This window comes from Pseudoalteromonas sp. SR45-1 (assembly GCF_014163655.1).
In the GTDB taxonomy this organism is placed as follows: Bacteria; Pseudomonadota; Gammaproteobacteria; order Enterobacterales; family Alteromonadaceae; genus Pseudoalteromonas; species Pseudoalteromonas distincta.
The window spans coordinates 175,012-192,837 of the sequence record NZ_JACJDR010000005.1 but is presented as its reverse complement, the minus strand read 5'-3'; the positions used below and the strand labels follow the sequence as shown (position 1 = coordinate 192,837).

Below are 17,826 nucleotides of genomic sequence, written 5' to 3'. Positions count from 1 at the left end.
ATATATGCTAATTACGTCAAACAGCTTGTACTGGGTTATAACCGCCCTATTTGCTGTAACTTTTGATTGCGATGCAGAGTCAATCACACCTTCTAGGAGACAGACTATTATTTCCAAGCTTTTTCAATTTTGCCGACAAATAATCGGCCCGAATACCAGTGCCGAAAGCGCTTCTGTAAGCAGTGAACCTATTGTTGTCACTCGTGGTGAGCATGGTATTTCTCGCAAACAATTTAGCCCAAATGCAATCAAAGTATTATACCGCTTAAAAGACGGTGGCTACGATGCCTACCTTGTTGGTGGTTGTATTCGCGATATATTGTTAGGCCAACAGCCAAAAGATTTTGACGTAGTTACTAATGCAACTCCAGATCAGGTAAAAAAACTATTTAGAAACTGTCGCCTGATAGGTCGTCGCTTTCGTCTAGCACACATTGTATTTGGCCGTGAAATTATCGAAGTGGCAACAATGCGTGGCCACCACGAAGCGCAAGAAGACAAAAATCAAATAAGCCAATCAAGCAATGAGGGCCAACTACTACGTGATAACGTATTTGGCAGTATTGAAGAAGATGCAGAGCGCCGCGACTTTTCAATCAATGCGCTTTATTACTCAATTAAAGATTTTAGTATTCACGATTACGCCAACGGCTTAGCGGCAATTAAAGCTAAACAAATCGAGCTTATTGGCGATCCTGAAACGCGTTACCGCGAAGACCCTGTTCGTATGTTACGTGCAGTACGTTTTGCCACTAAGCTTGATATGAGCATTGCGCCTAAAAGTGAAAAGCCAATTAGCGAGCTTGCAAGCTTGCTTGATAACATTCCGCCAGCTCGTTTATTTGAAGAAATTCTTAAACTGTTTTTAAACGGCAAGGCCGAAGCTAACTTTTTAATGCTGCGTAAATACGGCTTATTCCGCTCACTTTTTCCTGAACTTGATAAAATTTTAGATAAAAACCCAAGTGGCTTAGAGCACACGCTTATTCAGCAAATGTTTCAAAATACCGACAAGCGTATTAATGCCGATAAAAAAGTAACACCGGCGTTTATTTTTGCTGCCCTACTTTGGTTCCCACTGCTTGAGCGCACTAAAAAAATTCAAAGCCAAGAGCAATTATCTGAATACGATGCTTTCGCACAAGCAATGAATAAAGTACTAAGCGATAATTCACAGCATATAGCTGTTCCTAAGCGCTTTACTTTAGGTGCTCGCGATATTTGGCATATTCAGCACCGCTTAGATAAACGTGCTGGCCAACGTGCATACAGGCTAACGCAACAGCCTCGCTTTAAAGCCGCTTACGACTTTTTATTATTACGCGTAGATGCAGGCGAAACACAGCATACAGAGCTTGCTCAGTGGTGGACACAATACTTAAGTAAAGATATAAACGGCCAAAAAGAGATGGTTAAAAGCTTAGGCCATCAAGGTGGCCCTAAGCCGCGAAAGCGCCGTCGCCCTACTAAAAAGCCAACTGAGTAATAACATGCATTGTGTTTATTTGGGTTTAGGTGCCAACCTAAACTCACCAAAAGAGCAGCTTGATAACGCGATAATTGCGCTTAAAAAGCTGCCTAATTGTGAATTTGTAAACGTATCGCATTACTATGCAAGTAAGCCTATGGGCCCACAAGATCAACCAGACTATATCAATGCCGTAGCCTGTATTAAAACGACCCTTGATCCAGAGCAATTACTTGATTTAACACAAAGCATTGAGCTTGAGCATGGTCGAGTAAGAAAAGCTGAGCGTTGGGGTCCACGCACACTTGATATCGATACCCTATTATTTGATGATCAAATTATAAATACGGCGCGCTTAACCGTGCCTCATTATGGTTTGAGTGATCGCGAGTTTGTGGTTTACCCACTATTAGAGCTTGCACCTGAACTTATTTTACCTAGCGGCATTGCATTAAAAACCATTGCAAATAACTTACCGCTCAACGACTTACAACAATTACCTCTGTAATTAACCTAGGCTTTTGCCTGCGAGGATATTATGTCTAAAATAACCGTTTCTACTTTAAATAAAATGAAAGCAGAAAATAACAAAATTACTGCATTAACAGCCTACGACGCTAGTTTTGCAAAGTTATTTCATGATAACGGCGTTGAAGTTATTTTAGTGGGCGACTCATTGGGCATGGTACTACAAGGCGGCGATGACACCCTTGGCGTAACAAATCAAGATATTGCATATCATACCCGCTGTGTACGCGCTGGTAGTCGCGAATTATTTGTAATTGCTGACTTACCTTTTATGACCTACTCAAGCGTTAGTGATACCTGTAAAAATGCAGCTGAGCTTATGCGCGCTGGCGCAAACATGATTAAACTTGAAGGCGGAGAGTGGCTTTACGAGAGCATTAAAGCACTCACTCAACAAGGTATCCCAGTTTGCGGGCATTTAGGCCTTACACCACAGTCAGTTCATGTATTTGGTGGCTTTAAAATACAAGGTCGCGAAGAAGATAAAGCACAAAAAATGATTGATGATGCGAAAGCACTTGAAGCTGCTGGCGCGCAATTATTAGTACTTGAGTGTATTCCAAGTGCCCTGGCAAAACGCATTACAGACGCTTTAAGTATCCCAACTATTGGTATTGGTGCAGGCAGCTTAACTGACGGCCAAATACTGGTAATGCATGACCTGGTTGGTATTTCGGCAGGTTACATTCCTAAATTTTCTAAAAACTTTTTGCTCGAAACAGGCAATATGCCTGCAGCCGTTCAAAAGTATTGTACAGATGTTAAAAGTGGCGCATTTCCAAGCGCTGAACATGAGTTTAAATAATGCAATCAATAACTGAAATCAGATCGTTACGTAGTCAAATTAAAGCATGGCGCCAAGCAGGTCTTAGCGTGGCGCTTGTGCCAACAATGGGCAACTTGCACCGTGGGCATTTTTCGCTAGTAGAAAAAGCAAAAAACTTGGCCGACAAAGTCGTTGTAAGTATTTTTGTAAACCCAATGCAATTTGGTGCTAACGAAGATTTAGATAACTATCCTCGTACGCTAAACGAAGACAAACAAGGCCTTGCTGAACTAGGCACTGATATTGTATTTACCCCAAGTGTAGAAACAATCTACCCTAACGGACTGGGTGCACAAAGCTTTGTAGATGTACCTGACATTTCATTAGGCTATTGCGGTGGCTCACGTCCAGGTCACTTTAGAGGTGTTGCAACAATCGTAACTAAGTTATTTAACTTAGTGCAACCAGATTACGCCTGCTTTGGTGAAAAAGATTTTCAGCAACTACAAGTAATCAAAACTATGGCACGCGACTTATCAATTCCGGTTGAAGTCATTGGTGTACCTACAATGCGAGAAGTTTCTGGCCTTGCTATGAGCTCACGTAATGGTTACTTATCTGATGATCAAAAAGCGACTGCAACCGTATTATTTAAAGCCCTTAATACGTGCGCTGAGCAACTTAAAAGTGGCGAGAAAGACTTTGTAAAACTTGAAAGCTTAGCTAAACAAAGTTTAGAGAAAGCAGGCCTAAAACCAGACTATTTTGAGATTGCTCAACGAGATACATTAAAAACTGCTACAATCGAAGATACTCAATTTGTTATTTTAGCCGCAGCCTATTTTGGTGGTGTTAGATTGATCGACAATATCCAAGTCGAAATTTAATATTATTGCGACTCCATTTTAAGGATAAGAAGCATGCACACTTTAATAAAAACAAGCGTAGTCGCCCTTACTTTTGCACTATTGGCAGGTTGTCAAAACCAAGTTGAAAACCCTGAAATGAATCAGTGTGCTCAACAAAACTACCAGTGTGAAAGTAGTTGTGAACAGCAAACAACTGCTGAGGGCTTAAAGCAACAAGTATGCTCTGGCAAATGTATTGAGAGCTATAATCAATGTAAAGCACAAGCCGAAAAATTAGGTAATATTTAATTCCTTAAAGTTTTTAGTTTTAGGCACAAAAAAACCGCTCAATGAGCGGTTTTTTATTGCTTATAGTTTATTAATTTAAACCAAGCTTCTTAAGTTCTGTTTCTACTAGCTTTGCAGAAAGTGGTACATAACCATCTTTTTCTACAATTTGCTGACCATCTTTTGAAAGTACCATTTTTAAGAATTGCGCTTCCATTGGAGACAACGGCTTGTTTGGGTGCTTATTCACATAAAGGTATAAAAAGCGAGATAATGGATATTTACCTTGTGCAACGTTATCAAGTGTTGCATCAACAAAGTTATCGCCTTTTTTAGCTAGCGGTACTGTACGTACGCCCGATGTTTTATAACCAATACCTGAGTAACCAATTGCATTTAATGAAGATGAAATTGACTGTACTACTGATGCAGAACCCGGTTGCTCATTTACGTTATTACGGAAATCACCTTTACAAAGTGCTTTCTTTTTAAAGTAACCATACGTACCTGATACTGAGTTGCGTCCGTAAAGTTGCACATCTTTAGCTGCCCAATCACCTGTTAGACCAACATCGCTCCAACGGTTAACTTGTTCTGGTGCGCCACATTTACGAGTAGATGAAAAGATAGCATCTACTTGGTCAATACGAAGACCTTCAATTGGGTTATCTTTATGTACAAATACAGCAAGTGCATCAATAGCTACGCGAACTTCTGTTGGCTTGTAACCGTAACGTTTTTCGAACGCTTCGATTTCTTTAGATTTCATTTTACGGCTCATTGGACCTAGGTTAGCTGTACCTTCGGTAAGTGCCGGTGGAGCAGTAGAAGAACCTGCTGCTTGAATCTGAATATTTACATTTGGGTAAATACGTTTGTACTCTTCAGCCCAAAACGTCATCATGTTGGCTAAAGTGTCAGAACCTACTGATGAAAAGTTGCCTGAAACACCACTAATTTTTTGATACTCAGGAATATTTTGGTCTAGAGCAACTGCTTGTGCAGATACGAAAGTTGTAACAGCCACACCCATTGCGGCAACTAAGTTTTTAAATTTCATGTAGAGTTCTCCGGTTTGTTCGTTCCATTTTCTAACTGCTGCCCACTCTAAAGTGAGTACATGACAGTTACATTACTCTTAAATGACACTTTTATGACTTGACCTATTAGCTTAATTATTTAGTCAGCGAAACTATCTTATCTATTGAAAACTCAAAAGAAAAACACGATCCTTTGTTAACTTCACTACGAATATTTAATTTACTATCATGGCGAGTTAACACATGTTTTGTTATAGCGAGCCCCAAGCCTGAGCCACCTGTTGTTCTACTGCGAGCTTTATCTACACGATAAAAACGCTCAGTTAATCGGTTAATATGCTCAGGCGCAATACCATCACCATTATCGGTAACACTAAAACACGCTTTATTGTTTTTGCGCTGCCAGCATACCTCTACTTTACCGCCTGGTTTTGTGTAATGAATCGCGTTGAATACTAAATTAGAAAACGCACTACGCAGTTCATCCTCAGAGCCTTTAATATCAAGGGTTTTATCAATATCAAAAATAAGTTCGTGGCCTTTGTCTTGATTAATTGAGTTTGCTTCAGTGTGAATATAACCAAGTAATTGCGGTACATTTATAGCTTTATCGTTGTCTTGGCGCCGTGCACCTTCAATACGCGAAAGCGATAATAATTGGCTGACTAAGCTATCCATGCGCTTACATTGTTCAAGCATGGTATTTTGCGCTTTGTTCCACATTGCTGGCGGCGGCATCATGTCGCCATCCATCATCTCAAGATACCCTGTAACCACTGTAAGCGGTGTACGTAGTTCATGCGACACATTGGCTACAAAGTCTTTACGCATCTGTTCAAGCTGTTTTAAGCGCGTTACATCACGTACCACAACCATAAGTTGCGTACTTGCATATGGCATTACCCTAAACTCAAGCACCTGCTCAATACTGTGACCGTTATCCAGCTCAAGCGCCTCGTCAAATTCGCCTTTGTGCATGTATTTAGCAAACTTAGGTTCGCGAATTAAATTATCAAGGCGCTGACCATGATCGGTAGGCCACTGCAAACCAAGCACTTTAAGGGCTAATTGATTACACCACACAATACTTAAATCGTTTTGTAATACCACAACCGCATCAGGTACCGCTTCAGCACCATCGCGAAAGCGACGAATTAAATCTGCAAGCTCATTACGTTTTTTACGATTACGGTGCTGGAGATGATAAATACCTTCGAACACTTGCTCCCATGCACCCTCACCCTCTGGCGGATTAAAGCTGCGTTGATTAAGTAGCCAATCGCTCAAACGATAAAGTTGATGGTAGTGCCAAATAAGGAGGGAAAAAGATCCTAAAAATAAAAGCAAAAATGGCGCGCCAACCAGCACACCAATTAATAGTAAGGGTAAAAAATAGATAAACAGGCGTTTAACTAACGCCTGTTTATTAACAACTCGATACATACACTCACTTTACCTTAGAGTAGTAATACATGCGTATTTTACACATTAGCTAAGTTTTAAGCTGATCACAGCTTACTTGAAAAACGATACCCAGCGCCACGTACTGTTTGCACCAAACGGTCATGTCCAAGTGGGCCAATTGCTTTACGCAGGCGACGAATGTGCACATCAACAGTGCGATCTTCTACGTAAACGTTAGTTCCCCACACATGATCAAGCAGTTGTTCACGGCTATAAACACGCTCTGGGTGAGTCATAAAAAAGTGCAGTAATCTAAATTCGGTTGGCCCCATATCAAGCTCGTTACCTTCTGAGGTAACACGATGCGAAATAGGGTCTAAACGCAGGCCATGTACTTCAATAGCTTCTTCTAATGAGGTTGGCGATACACGACGAATAACCGCTTTAATACGTGCCATAAGCTCTTTAGGAGAAAACGGCTTAGTGACGTAATCATCTGCACCTACTTCAAGGCCGCGTACTTTGTCTTCTTCTTCGCCGCGAGCTGTAAGCATAATAATTGGGATTTGGCGGGTGTGTTCGTTTTGCTTAAACTTTTTAGCAATTTGAATGCCGCTTCCACCTGGTAACATCCAATCAAGTAAAACCATATCTGGGTAAGGTTCAACCATAGCTGCAATAGCAGAGTCGTAATCTTCTGCTTCAATTGCTTGAAATCCATTTTGCTCTAAAACAAAAACCAACATCTCCCTGATAGGAGCTTCGTCATCTACGACTAGTACTTTACGTGACATTCCAATTTATCTCTTACGCTATCGAATTAGTTTTCATTATTATGACTAAGTATGACATTTTTATGAAAGTGTAACGTGTAAATTAAAATGGTGGTAAAAAAAACACAAATTAGTGACAAAAAACCTCATTAACGTCATATTTTTAAAACCTTTTTAATATTTAACGTAATAAAAAGAGATTTACGATAAATTTATGTAATAGCTAACTTTTTGAAATTATCTTTTTTGTATCGCTATTTAAACCACTAAACAATATCAAACTAGCTGGGATCATTGTTTTACTAACCAAGACATTTTTACAGATCGATCGTTTAAAAGTAGCTTTAAAGCCATTTTAAAATCAACAAACCCGCCTGTGTAACAAACAATACGTTTAAAAATAGATCTAAATTTTACTAAGCTCCAAATAAAGGATCAGATTTTTACCAAGCCGATCAACCCTCAGATCAGAGTTGTACCTAGTCAAAGCCATAAGTTGTTGATTGTTTGTACAAATAAATAACGATCAAATTATCTCAGAACCCATATATAGCATTAAAGTGTATTTGGCTTAGTAAAGTAATGATCCGAAAAAGGCTGTGTTAGTAAATGCGTGATCCCAAAATTCCGCGTTGGTAATGCAGTGATCTGATCAAAAAACCGTAATCTGTAATATAAAAAGGGCTGACATTAAAAAAGCCAGCAACAAAGTTACTGGCTTAGGGCCTGTTGACCTTTCTGGATTAAAATTTGTTCAATCTAGGGGCGATTTAATCGCGGCGTGAGGTTTGTAACCTAGCGGGCTAAGTAAAAACCGAGCAAAGCTTCCGCGTCCTGCTCACGCCCCTTACCTACATCCATGTAGGCAACAAAGAGTAAATTGCCCCTAAGCAGAACCCTTCGGGCAGCGCATGTTTGGCATTTATTCCACGTTATCGCCTATTTATGGGGAATAACCACACTGCATAGGCTCTGCCTTGCCTAAATACCAAACATACTGCTGCAAATTCAACCTCGAAAGATAAACAGGCCCTAAAAATGATCAATTATAAATTGATCTATTATCTAATTTTAGGGTCTAGTTCGCCGCTTAAGTATTTAAGGTGCATTTCATCAAGTGAAATTGGCTTAATTTTACTAGCCTGACCAGAAGTACCAAACGAGTTATAGCGTGCAACGCAAATCTCTGTCATTGCTTTTGTAGCTTCAGCTAGGTATTTACGTGGATCAAAGTTAGATGGGTTAAGCGCCATATGACGGCGAATTGCACCGGTAGATGCTAAACGTAAATCGGTATCAATATTTACCTTGCGAACACCAAACTTAATGCCTTCAACAATCTGCTCAACTGGCACACCATAAGTTTCTGGAATTTCGCCACCGTACTGATTAATAATTTCTAACCATTCTTGAGGAACTGAAGATGAGCCATGCATCACTAAGTGCGTGTTAGGAATACGGGCATGAATCGCTTTAATGCGATCAATCGCTAAAATGTCATCTGTTGGTGGGCGAGTAAATTTATAAGCACCGTGTGAAGTACCGCAAGCAATTGCAAGTGCATCAACGTGTGTTTTATTTACAAAATCAGCCGCTTCTTCAGGGTCTGTTAGCATTTGATCAGTTGTTAATAACCCTTCTGCGCCAACGCCATCTTCTTCGCCAGCTTCACCTGTTTCAAGTGAACCAAGTACACCTAGCTCGCCTTCAACCGATACGCCACAGGCATGCGCCATCGCAACAGTTTCGCGCGTTACTTCTACATTGTATTCGTAGCTTGAAGGGGTTTTTCCGTCGCTCATTAACGAGCCATCCATCATTACTGATGAAAAACCAAGCTGAATTGAACGCTGACACACACCTGGCGATGTGCCGTGATCTTGATGCATTACAACTGGGATATGTGGCCATTCTTCAACGGCTGCTAAAATCATATGACGAATAAATGGAGCACCAGCATAAGCACGTGCACCAGCTGATCCCTGAACGATTACTGGGCTGTTTGTTTTGTCAGCCGCTTCCATTATTGCGCGCATTTGCTCTTGATTGTTAACATTAAAAGCAGGTACGCCGTAACCATGCTCTGCTGCATGATCTAAAAGTTGTCGCATACTGATTAAAGCCATTGGGTATTCTCCAATTTATCGACAGTAGTTCCCTACCATCTAGTTTGAACGGATGTGTTAGTTTGGCGTTATAACAACGCCACGAAAAACCACTGCTTTGCAGTAATATTCCGTCTAAATTAACGACTAAATTAGGGTGAGAGGTATTTAGTAATTAATTGTCGGTGAGGGCTATTACCCCCTCACCTTACGCCACTAAAATTACTTAGCGCGCGACTCTAGCATTTCAACTGCTGGAAGTTTTTTGCCTTCTAAAAACTCTAAGAACGCACCACCACCAGTAGAAATATAAGATACTTTATCGGCAATGCCGTATTTATCGATTGCGGCTAAGGTATCACCACCACCCGCAATTGAAAACGCATTTGAGTTAGCGATTGCTTGTGCAATAGCACGAGTACCATTACCAAACTGGTCAAACTCGAACACGCCAACTGGACCATTCCATACAACAGTGCCTGCATTTGCAATAATTTTTGCAAGCTTGCTCGCTGTATCAGGGCCAATATCAAAAATCATATCATTGCTTGTTACTTCGCTTACATCTTTAAGTGTAGCTACAGCAGATTCAGAAAACTCATTACCAACCACTACGTCAGTCGGTACCGGAATTTCACCATTATTAGCAATCGCTGCTGCACATAAACGGTTCGCTTCATCCATTAAATCAGGTTCGTAAAGCGATTTACCAACTGGGCTACCTGATGCAGCAATAAAGGTATTTGCAATACCGCCGCCGGTAACTAATTGGTCAACAATTTTAGAAAGTGAATCTAAAACGGTAAGCTTAGTAGATACTTTAGAACCACCAACAATCGCTACTAATGGACGCGCTGGATTATCAAGTGCTTTTCCTAACGCTTCAAGCTCAGCCGATAACAATGGACCTGCACATGCCACATCAGCAAATAAACCAACGCCATGGGTAGACGCTTGTGCACGGTGAGCCGTACCAAATGCATCCATTACATATACATCACACATTGCTGCTAGTTGCTTAGATAGCGCTTCGTCGTTTTTCTTCTCGCCTTTGTTAAAGCGCACATTTTCAAAAACAACCACTTCGTTATCAGCAATATCAACACCGTTTAGGTAATCTTTTTCTAAACGTACAGTTTGCTCTAGGGCATCGTTTAAGTAATCAGCTACAGGTGCAAGCGAAAACGCTTCATCGTATTCCCCTTCCGTAGGACGGCCAAGGTGTGACATAACCATTACTTTAGCGCCTTTCTCAAGGGCTAGTTTAATAGTAGGTAGTGCTGCACGAATACGCGCATCTGACGTCACTTTACCTGCTTTAACTGGTACATTTAAATCTTCACGAATTAATACGCGTTTGCCGTTTAAATCTAAATCTGCCATTTTTATGACCGACATGAACATCTCCTTAGTTAACGATACTGAACCTGAAAAATACGTTTAAAATTATTATATTAATAAATTACTTATTCACTGCCATCATAGCACGCGCTGTGTCGAGCATACGATTAGCAAAACCCCATTCGTTATCACACCATACTAATAACTTTATCAGTCGTTTGTGACTAACACGTGTTTGTGTGCCATCAATAATACAAGAATGTGGGTCGTGATTAAAATCAACCGATACAAGGGGCTCTTCGGTATAACTTAAAATACCTTCTAAGCGGTCTTTTGCTTGTGCTTTAAGTGCATTATTTACTGCATTTAAATCTACATCGGTATTAACCGTTACACTTAAATCCATTGCCGTGACATTTATAGTAGGTACACGTACGGCGATGGCTTCAAAACGGCCTTTAAATTTAGGTAAAATACGGTCTATACCACGAGCGAGCTTTGTATCAACTGGAATAATTGATTGGCTTGCAGCGCGAGTACGGCGTAAATCATGATGATAACCATCAATCACTTGTTGATCGTTCATCGACGCATGAATCGTTGTAATAGCGCCCGACTCAATACCAAATGCATCATCTAATACTTTAATAACCGGCACAACACAGTTAGTTGTACACGATCCGTTAGAAACAATTGTGTGCTCGCTTTTAAGCTCATCGTCGTTAATGCCATACACAATCGTAGCATCAACATCGTTATCGGCCGGATGCGAAAACAACACCTTTTTAGCACCTGCGGTAATATGTAACTGCGCATGTTCACGCGAGTGGTAAACACCCGTACATTCAAGTACAACGTCTACATCGAGCGTTTGCCAAGGTAATTCAATTGGGTTTTCTTCACAAAAAAGTGCAATGGTATCGCCTGCAACACTAATGGTGTCTTCACCAAGTTTTACAGGAAAAGAAAAACGACCGTGGGATGTGTCGTATTTTAATAAATGAGCAATAGCTTCAGGATCAGCAAGTTCGTTAATCGCAACAATTTTTATATCGTCGCTCAAACCAGACTCGTATAACGCGCGGACAATATTTCGACCAATACGACCAAAACCATTAATTGCAAGTTTGATTGCCATGAAATATAAAATCCACTCTTTTAGCGTGCAGATAAAGGCAATACGCCTTTTAGATGTCTGTATTGTAATCGACCTTGCATCTGATTATAAGAGGGAAGCATTAGAAACTTTAAATTAACGTTGAAGAGCTTAGGCATTGCAAGCTCTTCAAGGGGTCTGACTTTTAAAATTAAGTTTTTTATACTAAATTTTTCAAAGCGTTAATTATATCTTCTGGCTCAGAACGAGTACGATAATCAACATCAACATAACGCCAAGTCACTTTACCTTGTTTATCTAAAACAAAGGTGGCAGGGATCGGTAAAACACTACTATTGCCATTGTTAACCGACTCTAAATCTAGGCCTCGGTCTACTCGCATATGCTCGAGTAAAAATGTGGGCACTTGCCATGCTACGCCGTAGCTTGCTGCTACATCGGCATTTTGATCACTCAGCACTAAAAAATCCATGTTACTTATATCGCTTTCGCTCATTGAGCCATCGGGTACTTGCGGGCTAATAGCCACCAATTGTGCGCCTAAAGCATGAATTTCAGGTAAACGTGACTGCAGTGCTTTCAGTTGTAAATTACAGTACGGACACCAACTACCACGATAAAAAGTAATAACCACAGGTCCGTGTGCAAGTAGTTCTTCTAATAAAACTTGCTCACCTTTTTGATTCGGCAGCTCAAAGCGTGGGGCACTTTGAGCTAAATTAAGTGCATTTGCACCCTCTTGAAAGGATTTTGCTTGAGCAATACTTTCATCAACACCTTTCATAAAATCAGGATTACCTTTTCGCCCAGCGGCTACTTTTGCCTCGGTTTGTGCTTTTAATGTGTTGCTTTCATCGCTCATAGTATCGCTACCTTCAAATTAATCAAAAACTTATAGCCAGCTTACATTGTGAAAATGTATTTGAAATGAAAATTTTAACTTAATCATTTACCTCTAAATCAAACACCACGTTTATTGATGATTTAAATGTAATAGTTTCTTGTAAATACCTGCCTTGCTCGAATGGATTTCTAGTAACTTTAGAGCCGGTCACAACTATTCTCTCAAAATCATCTACGCCATAACCATAACTTGAACGGTTAGAATTTGAATTAATACTGTAAACTTTTCCAATCTCTGCGCCAAATGCTTTGGCAAGCTTACCCCCTTTAACTATAGCGTTATCTATTGCGCCTTGTGTTGCTTCAGCTTCTAACTGCGAGGCTTTTGAAGACATAAGCTCAATATTCGTCAGTTCATTAATTTTTACACTTAGTGCAAAATCGATAAAATCATTCACTTTTTCAATATTTCTTAATGTTACTTTAAGTGTTCTTGTTGCTACATATCCTGCATTAATTGCTGTACCGCTCTCGACATTAAACATATCGTCATCATTATGAGTTAACAGGCTTGTAGCAGAAACATCAGTCTCCTTAACACCATACTTGCTTAAACCTTTAAGTAACAAATTTACTCGGTCATCAACATCACGTTTTGCATCAAGTGATTTGTCTTTAAAGCTTATTACTTCAAAAGAAATCTTAGCCATATCGGGCTTTGCTAATACCTCTGCAGTACCCTGCACTGCAATATGGCGATTAGCAGGCAAACTTGAATTAGCAAAAGTGATGAGTGGGAATAAGGTTAAGAAAATGGCAGTGATGAGTTTCATGATCGTCCTTGAAGTGATTAGTTAGATAATGATTACGTAACTGTACCTATAGTTATACGGATAACAATAAAAGTAAACTACTCTTTATTGTTGGCGGGAGTTTATCTCGCGCGGCATAAAGCCCCGCCTACAGCCAACCTACATCAACTCGCCTACTTTTAACTCTTTGCCACGGCTTATTTGATGGCACTGCGCTAGCAGTAACTCGGCAGTGGCTTGTGCATCGGTCAGTGCGTGATGGCAATGATAGCTTGGTAACTCATAACGTGTGCGGCAAGCATTAAGGGTTAAATCATCTTGTTTTATTTCAGTTGAATGATGGAGTAAGCGCTTTTGCTCAATATGCAGTGTGTCGAGTATCAGTTTAGGCCGTATAGTTATATTGGCATTTTTAAGCGCTATTTTTAAAAACCCCCAGTCGAGCATGGCATTATGAAACACTAAAATACAGTCGCTAAAATGGTTACTTAATTGCATTAATATACTGTTTAGGCTTAGCCCCTTTGCTATAGCATCATCGCTAATCCCATGAAAAACAGGACTTTGCTCAAGGCTTTTTACGTTTTTATTTATAAGGTGCTGCGACTCGCTCATTTTTATACATTGGTTATCTATTATCACCCACGCTACCGATACAATTTCGTGCTGTTTTGCATCAAGCCCAGTGAGCTCTAAATCAATCACTAAGTAACGTTGTTGTAAGGCATTTTTGCCTAGTAATTTACGGCGCTTTAAATACCGAGTGAGCAGCTTTTTTACCATGTTAGTAATCCATCATTATAAACTGCCGCGAGCAAACTTAAACGCGGCGGCTTGCTGCGCTTGTTTAACAAGGTAAAACGCTTCTTTTAGTTGATGGCGCTCTAGTGAGTTTAATTTATTAGGGTTAATGCAATTACTCGGTAAGCCCTCTTCGTTTATTTGTGTACTCAAACGAAGCTGCGTTAAGAACCGCCAGCAGTCTTTTAGGTTGTATATATCTTCTTTGCTGATCAGTTTATGTTTTAGTAGTGCGTCCAACCGCTCTTGTGTGTTGGCGCGCCTAATACCCGCTTTTAAAGCGTATAACCGCACTATGTCATTTATAATTACGACACCACGTTTTTTTAAATCTATGTATTTATTATTTTGATCTGTTTTTTCGGTTTTAAATTTATTAAATAAACCAATTGGCACGCTGTTGCTGCTTATGTCGGTTGCCATTGCGGCATAGAATAAGTCGTTACGCGATATACGAATTAGTTGCTCGCAAAAAGCCGTGTATAAAGCGTTTGAACCTTCAATAAATCGCAGGTCAAAAAATATCTTACAGTTAAGCATTGCATTGGGTGTGGGGCTTTTTATCCATTTAAAAAAGCGCTCGCTCCAGTCGTTTACGCTCATACGGCACTCATCACTGCTTGCCATAATATTACCTGGGCAACGCCTAATGCCGCACTCAACTAAATTCTCGCATACAAACTCCCCCATACTTTTAAAGTAAGCGTGTTGCTCGGTGGTTAAGTCGTTAGGGAGTAATAAGCCGTTATCTTGATCTGAATGCAGGGTTTGTTCTTCGCGTGCTTGCGAGCCAAAGCAAATAAAACTAAAGCTGGTTGGCGCTGCGCCATGCTCTTCTTGAAATAAGTGAATCAGGCGCGATGTAAGCGCATCGGTTAAACCACTGAGTAATTTACCAATTAGCGATATGTCGTCAATGTTGTACGAAAAACTACGCAAAAGTTCGGGAATTTCTTTAGCGTAGCGTTTTAAATCAGTAACAGTGTGCGCTTTATATATGCGCCCAATAAGCTGTACGGGGTCACTTTTTTGTTGGCGCAGTAAATCGGTGCTGGTTATCATCCCTATCGGGTTATGGTTTTCGTCAAGCACGGGCAAATGGTGAATATTGTATTTAAGCATTAAGTGCAGCGCCGAAAACACCCGGTTATTTTCAAATATAAACTTAGGTTTTGCGGTCATAATACTGCTTACTGCGTCTTGTGGATCTACCTCGTCGGCAAGTACTCGGTTGCGTAAATCGCGGTCGGTCACAACCCCTACTAAGTGCGCGTGCTGCGTTATCATTATTGACGATACGCCATGCTCTTTCATTTTTTTAGCGCTTTGCCTAATACTTGCATCGGGCGTAAGCGTAATTGCTGTGCGCGTCATCAGCTCTGATATTTTACGTTCCGACCAGCTATCGTTCTTACTTTTATAATGCGATGACAACAACCGGTTAGCATGAGCGCGTACAAAGTATTGCTCAAACGATTTATATTCTCTGCGTAAAAAATCAAAGTGCGTTTGAGAGAGCATATACACTATCCCCTCTTTTTGTACTTCTAACCTATTTTGAATTGCCTCACCGGTTAATAGCGACGGAAAACCAAAATAGTCACCTTGCGCTAAGCGCGTAACAACATCGCCCTTGCCATCAACGAGGTCGTACAAACCAGAGCGAATTAAAAATAGTTTAGGGTTTTCACTTTGTAACCACTGAGTTTGGTTTTCGCGGGTAAGGTAAATAATATCAAGATGATTTACAAAGTATTCGCATGCGCTGCTATCAAGCATAGTAAAAGGCGCTTGCAAACAAACGTATTGGGCTATTTCTTGTTGTTCTACACTCATTGTATTCGCTCTTTAAATGGTGATGTACCAATCTAATGTACTTATTTATTAAACAAATAAAAAGCCCGACTAAAGTCGGGCTTTGGGTGCTTTATATTTTTTTACTATATCTATAAATGTTGCCTAGTGATCGTGCGCTTCAGCTGACCCTTTAGGGTTACGAATACCTTCTACCATTTCTTGAATTTCAATAGGTGTAGCTTGAGTAAATTTAAGAACAACTGCAGCTACTACAAAGTTAATAATCATACCAATTAAGCCAATACCTTCAGGCGAAATACCTAAAAACCAATGTTCAGGATTATTAAGCTCAGGGCTTACAAACTTGAAGAAGATGATATACGCAGCGGTAAAGCCAATACCCGTTACCATGCCTGCAATTGCGCCCTCTCGGTTCATTGTTTTAGAGAATATACCCATAATAATTGCTGGGAAGAAACTCGCTGCCGCCAAGCCGAATGCAAATGCCACTACCGATGCCACAAATCCAGGCGGGTTAATACCAAAGTATGCGGAGATAACAATAGCGACCATGGCTGCCAACCTCGCTGCAAGTAACTCTTGCTTGTCGGTAATATCGGGCTTGAGGGTTCGCTTGAGTAAATCGTGCGAAACGGAGGTCGAAATAACCAGTAGTAAACCTGCTGTTGTAGACAGTGCAGCGGCAATACCACCGGCAGCTACAAGTGCGATTACCCATGCTGGTAAATTAGCAATTTCTGGATTTGCTAATACCATAATGTCGCGGTCTACATTTACTTCGTTAGCACTGTTCGGATCGGTGATTTTACCCGCCGTGTAGAACATTTTGCCATCGCCGTTTTTATCATCAAATGTAATTAAACCTGTGCGTTCCCAGTTTTTAATCCATCCTGGTGCTTCTGCGTAAGCTGTACCGCTACCGTCTTTACCATTAATAGTATCAACCATGTTTACGCGAGCAAAGGCTGCAACCGCAGGTGCTGTAGTATAAACAATCGCGATGAACACAAGAGTCCATGCAGCAGAAATACGTGTGTCTTTTACGCGAGGTACAGTGAAAAAGCGTACAATTACATGTGGTAAACCAGCAGTACCTACCATTAACGCACCAGTAATAGCAAATACGTCAATCATGCTCTTAGAGCCTTCGGTATATTGCGCAAAACCAAGTTCAGCGCTTAAGCCATCTAATTTATCAAGTACGTACACGCCGTCGCTGCCAATTAATGTGGCACCAAAACCGGTTTGTGGGAAGAAGTGACCCGTCATCATCATCGAGATAAAAATGGCTGGTACAAGGTAGGCAAATACAAGTACACAATACTGCGCTACTTGTGTGTAGGTAATGCCTTTCATGCCGCCAAGTACCGCATAAAAGAATACAATCACCATACCAATGTAAACACCGGTTTCAATTTCTACTTCTAAAAAGCGTGAAAATACCACGCCTACGCCACGCATTTGCCCTGCTATATAAGTGAAACAAATGAATATGGCACAAAAAATAGCAACTAAACGCGCGGTACGTGAATAGTAACGGTCGCCAATAAAGTCTGGCACAGTAAACTTGCCGAATTTACGTAAGTAAGGCGCTAAACACATGGCTAATAGTACATAACCACCTGTCCACCCCATTAAGTAAACACTGCCATCGTAACCTGCAAACGAAATAATACCCGCCATTGAAATAAACGACGCGGCGCTCATCCAATCGGCAGCTGTTGCCATACCATTAGCAAGAGGAGGTACGCCGCCGCCCGCTACATAAAACTCTTTGGTTGAACCCGCTCGGGCCCATATTGCTATGCCGATATAAAGCGCAAAGCTTAAACCAACAATTAAAAACGTGAGTGTTTGAACATCCATTGCTTAGC

Annotated in this window: 16 protein-coding genes; 5 read left to right on the top strand and 11 right to left on the bottom strand. The window is 40.7% G+C overall.

Features of this window, described 5'->3' with window-relative positions; all coding sequences use genetic code 11:
- Positions 1-4: 4 nt before the first annotated feature.
- From pcnB to H5089_RS07400, 5 genes are read left to right on the top strand one after another with little or no spacing between them, the layout of a single operon-like run.
- Positions 5-1,486, top strand: coding sequence for a polynucleotide adenylyltransferase PcnB (gene pcnB, locus H5089_RS07420; protein WP_002962675.1), 1,482 nt, complete (start codon positions 5-7; stop codon positions 1,484-1,486).
- Positions 1,487-1,490: 4 nt separating this feature from the next.
- Positions 1,491-1,976, top strand: coding sequence for a 2-amino-4-hydroxy-6-hydroxymethyldihydropteridine diphosphokinase (folK, locus tag H5089_RS07415; RefSeq protein WP_002962677.1), 486 nt, complete (start codon positions 1,491-1,493; stop codon positions 1,974-1,976).
- Positions 1,977-2,006: 30 nt separating this feature from the next.
- Entirely contained in the window at positions 2,007-2,801 is a 795-nt protein-coding gene (panB, locus tag H5089_RS07410; protein ID WP_002962679.1) for a 3-methyl-2-oxobutanoate hydroxymethyltransferase, read from the top strand.
- Entirely contained in the window at positions 2,801-3,649 is an 849-nt protein-coding gene (gene panC, locus H5089_RS07405) for a pantoate--beta-alanine ligase (RefSeq protein WP_024597167.1), read from the top strand. Before panB ends, panC begins: the two co-directional genes overlap by 1 nt.
- Before the next feature lie 33 nt (positions 3,650-3,682).
- Positions 3,683-3,919 (top strand): hypothetical protein, encoded by a 237-nt coding sequence (locus tag H5089_RS07400; RefSeq protein WP_182711874.1) that lies wholly within the window; start codon positions 3,683-3,685, stop codon positions 3,917-3,919.
- A 70-nt stretch (positions 3,920-3,989) separates the two neighbouring features.
- Here the strand turns inward: H5089_RS07400 and H5089_RS07395 are convergent, their stop codons facing one another.
- The 11 genes from H5089_RS07395 to H5089_RS07345 all read right to left on the bottom strand — a co-directional run bounded on the left by H5089_RS07395 (position 3,990) and on the right by H5089_RS07345 (position 17,818).
- Positions 3,990-4,958 (bottom strand): PstS family phosphate ABC transporter substrate-binding protein, encoded by a 969-nt coding sequence (locus tag H5089_RS07395; protein ID WP_002962686.1) that lies wholly within the window; start codon positions 4,956-4,958, stop codon positions 3,990-3,992.
- 115 nt (positions 4,959-5,073) lie between these two features.
- A complete protein-coding gene (gene phoR / locus H5089_RS07390; RefSeq protein WP_182694011.1) occupies positions 5,074-6,381 on the bottom strand; it encodes a phosphate regulon sensor histidine kinase PhoR in 1,308 nt (435 codons plus the stop codon).
- A 65-nt stretch (positions 6,382-6,446) separates the two neighbouring features.
- Positions 6,447-7,136 (bottom strand): phosphate regulon transcriptional regulator PhoB, encoded by a 690-nt coding sequence (gene phoB / locus H5089_RS07385; RefSeq protein WP_006791869.1) that lies wholly within the window; start codon positions 7,134-7,136, stop codon positions 6,447-6,449.
- 1,040 nt (positions 7,137-8,176) lie between these two features.
- A complete protein-coding gene (gene fba, locus H5089_RS07380; protein ID WP_002961523.1) occupies positions 8,177-9,241 on the bottom strand; it encodes a class II fructose-bisphosphate aldolase in 1,065 nt (354 codons plus the stop codon).
- A 201-nt stretch (positions 9,242-9,442) separates the two neighbouring features.
- A complete protein-coding gene (locus tag H5089_RS07375; RefSeq protein WP_182711873.1) occupies positions 9,443-10,618 on the bottom strand; it encodes a phosphoglycerate kinase in 1,176 nt (391 codons plus the stop codon).
- Between the two features lie 64 nt (positions 10,619-10,682).
- Positions 10,683-11,699 (bottom strand): erythrose-4-phosphate dehydrogenase, encoded by a 1,017-nt coding sequence (gene epd, locus H5089_RS07370; RefSeq protein ID WP_002961528.1) that lies wholly within the window; start codon positions 11,697-11,699, stop codon positions 10,683-10,685.
- 178 nt (positions 11,700-11,877) lie between these two features.
- Positions 11,878-12,540 carry a peroxiredoxin-like family protein gene (locus H5089_RS07365; protein ID WP_182711872.1) on the bottom strand — a complete coding sequence of 221 codons (663 nt, stop codon included), beginning with the start codon at positions 12,538-12,540 and terminating at the stop codon, positions 11,878-11,880.
- A 79-nt stretch (positions 12,541-12,619) separates the two neighbouring features.
- Positions 12,620-13,354, bottom strand: coding sequence for an SIMPL domain-containing protein (locus tag H5089_RS07360; RefSeq protein WP_182711871.1), 735 nt, complete (start codon positions 13,352-13,354; stop codon positions 12,620-12,622).
- 138 nt (positions 13,355-13,492) lie between these two features.
- Entirely contained in the window at positions 13,493-14,116 is a 624-nt protein-coding gene (locus H5089_RS07355; protein WP_182711870.1) for a 3'-5' exonuclease, read from the bottom strand.
- A 15-nt stretch (positions 14,117-14,131) separates the two neighbouring features.
- Positions 14,132-15,970 (bottom strand): DUF294 nucleotidyltransferase-like domain-containing protein, encoded by a 1,839-nt coding sequence (locus H5089_RS07350; RefSeq protein WP_039490378.1) that lies wholly within the window; start codon positions 15,968-15,970, stop codon positions 14,132-14,134.
- 123 nt (positions 15,971-16,093) lie between these two features.
- Positions 16,094-17,818, bottom strand: a complete 1,725-nt coding sequence (locus tag H5089_RS07345) for a sodium:solute symporter family protein (protein WP_002961534.1) — start codon at positions 17,816-17,818, stop codon at positions 16,094-16,096.
- Positions 17,819-17,826: the final 8 nt, after the last annotated feature.

Excerpts from the sequence above, each read along its gene's own strand:
- pcnB (WP_002962675.1), top strand. The coding sequence starts at position 5 with ATGCTAATTACGTCAAACAGCTTGTACTGGGTTATAACCGCCCTATTT.
- folK (WP_002962677.1), top strand. The coding sequence starts at position 1,491 with ATGCATTGTGTTTATTTGGGTTTAGGTGCCAACCTAAACTCACCAAAA.
- panB (WP_002962679.1), top strand. The coding sequence starts at position 2,007 with ATGTCTAAAATAACCGTTTCTACTTTAAATAAAATGAAAGCAGAAAAT.
- panC (WP_024597167.1), top strand. The coding sequence starts at position 2,801 with ATGCAATCAATAACTGAAATCAGATCGTTACGTAGTCAAATTAAAGCA.
- H5089_RS07400 (WP_182711874.1), top strand. The coding sequence starts at position 3,683 with ATGCACACTTTAATAAAAACAAGCGTAGTCGCCCTTACTTTTGCACTA.
- H5089_RS07395 (WP_002962686.1), bottom strand. The coding sequence starts at position 4,958 with ATGAAATTTAAAAACTTAGTTGCCGCAATGGGTGTGGCTGTTACAACT.
- phoR (WP_182694011.1), bottom strand. The coding sequence starts at position 6,381 with ATGTATCGAGTTGTTAATAAACAGGCGTTAGTTAAACGCCTGTTTATC.
- phoB (WP_006791869.1), bottom strand. The coding sequence starts at position 7,136 with ATGTCACGTAAAGTACTAGTCGTAGATGACGAAGCTCCTATCAGGGAG.
- fba (WP_002961523.1), bottom strand. The coding sequence starts at position 9,241 with ATGGCTTTAATCAGTATGCGACAACTTTTAGATCATGCAGCAGAGCAT.
- H5089_RS07375 (WP_182711873.1), bottom strand. The coding sequence starts at position 10,618 with ATGTCGGTCATAAAAATGGCAGATTTAGATTTAAACGGCAAACGCGTA.
- epd (WP_002961528.1), bottom strand. The coding sequence starts at position 11,699 with ATGGCAATCAAACTTGCAATTAATGGTTTTGGTCGTATTGGTCGAAAT.
- H5089_RS07365 (WP_182711872.1), bottom strand. The coding sequence starts at position 12,540 with ATGAGCGATGAAAGCAACACATTAAAAGCACAAACCGAGGCAAAAGTA.
- H5089_RS07360 (WP_182711871.1), bottom strand. The coding sequence starts at position 13,354 with ATGAAACTCATCACTGCCATTTTCTTAACCTTATTCCCACTCATCACT.
- H5089_RS07355 (WP_182711870.1), bottom strand. The coding sequence starts at position 14,116 with ATGGTAAAAAAGCTGCTCACTCGGTATTTAAAGCGCCGTAAATTACTA.
- H5089_RS07350 (WP_039490378.1), bottom strand. The coding sequence starts at position 15,970 with ATGAGTGTAGAACAACAAGAAATAGCCCAATACGTTTGTTTGCAAGCG.
- H5089_RS07345 (WP_002961534.1), bottom strand. The coding sequence starts at position 17,818 with ATGGATGTTCAAACACTCACGTTTTTAATTGTTGGTTTAAGCTTTGCG.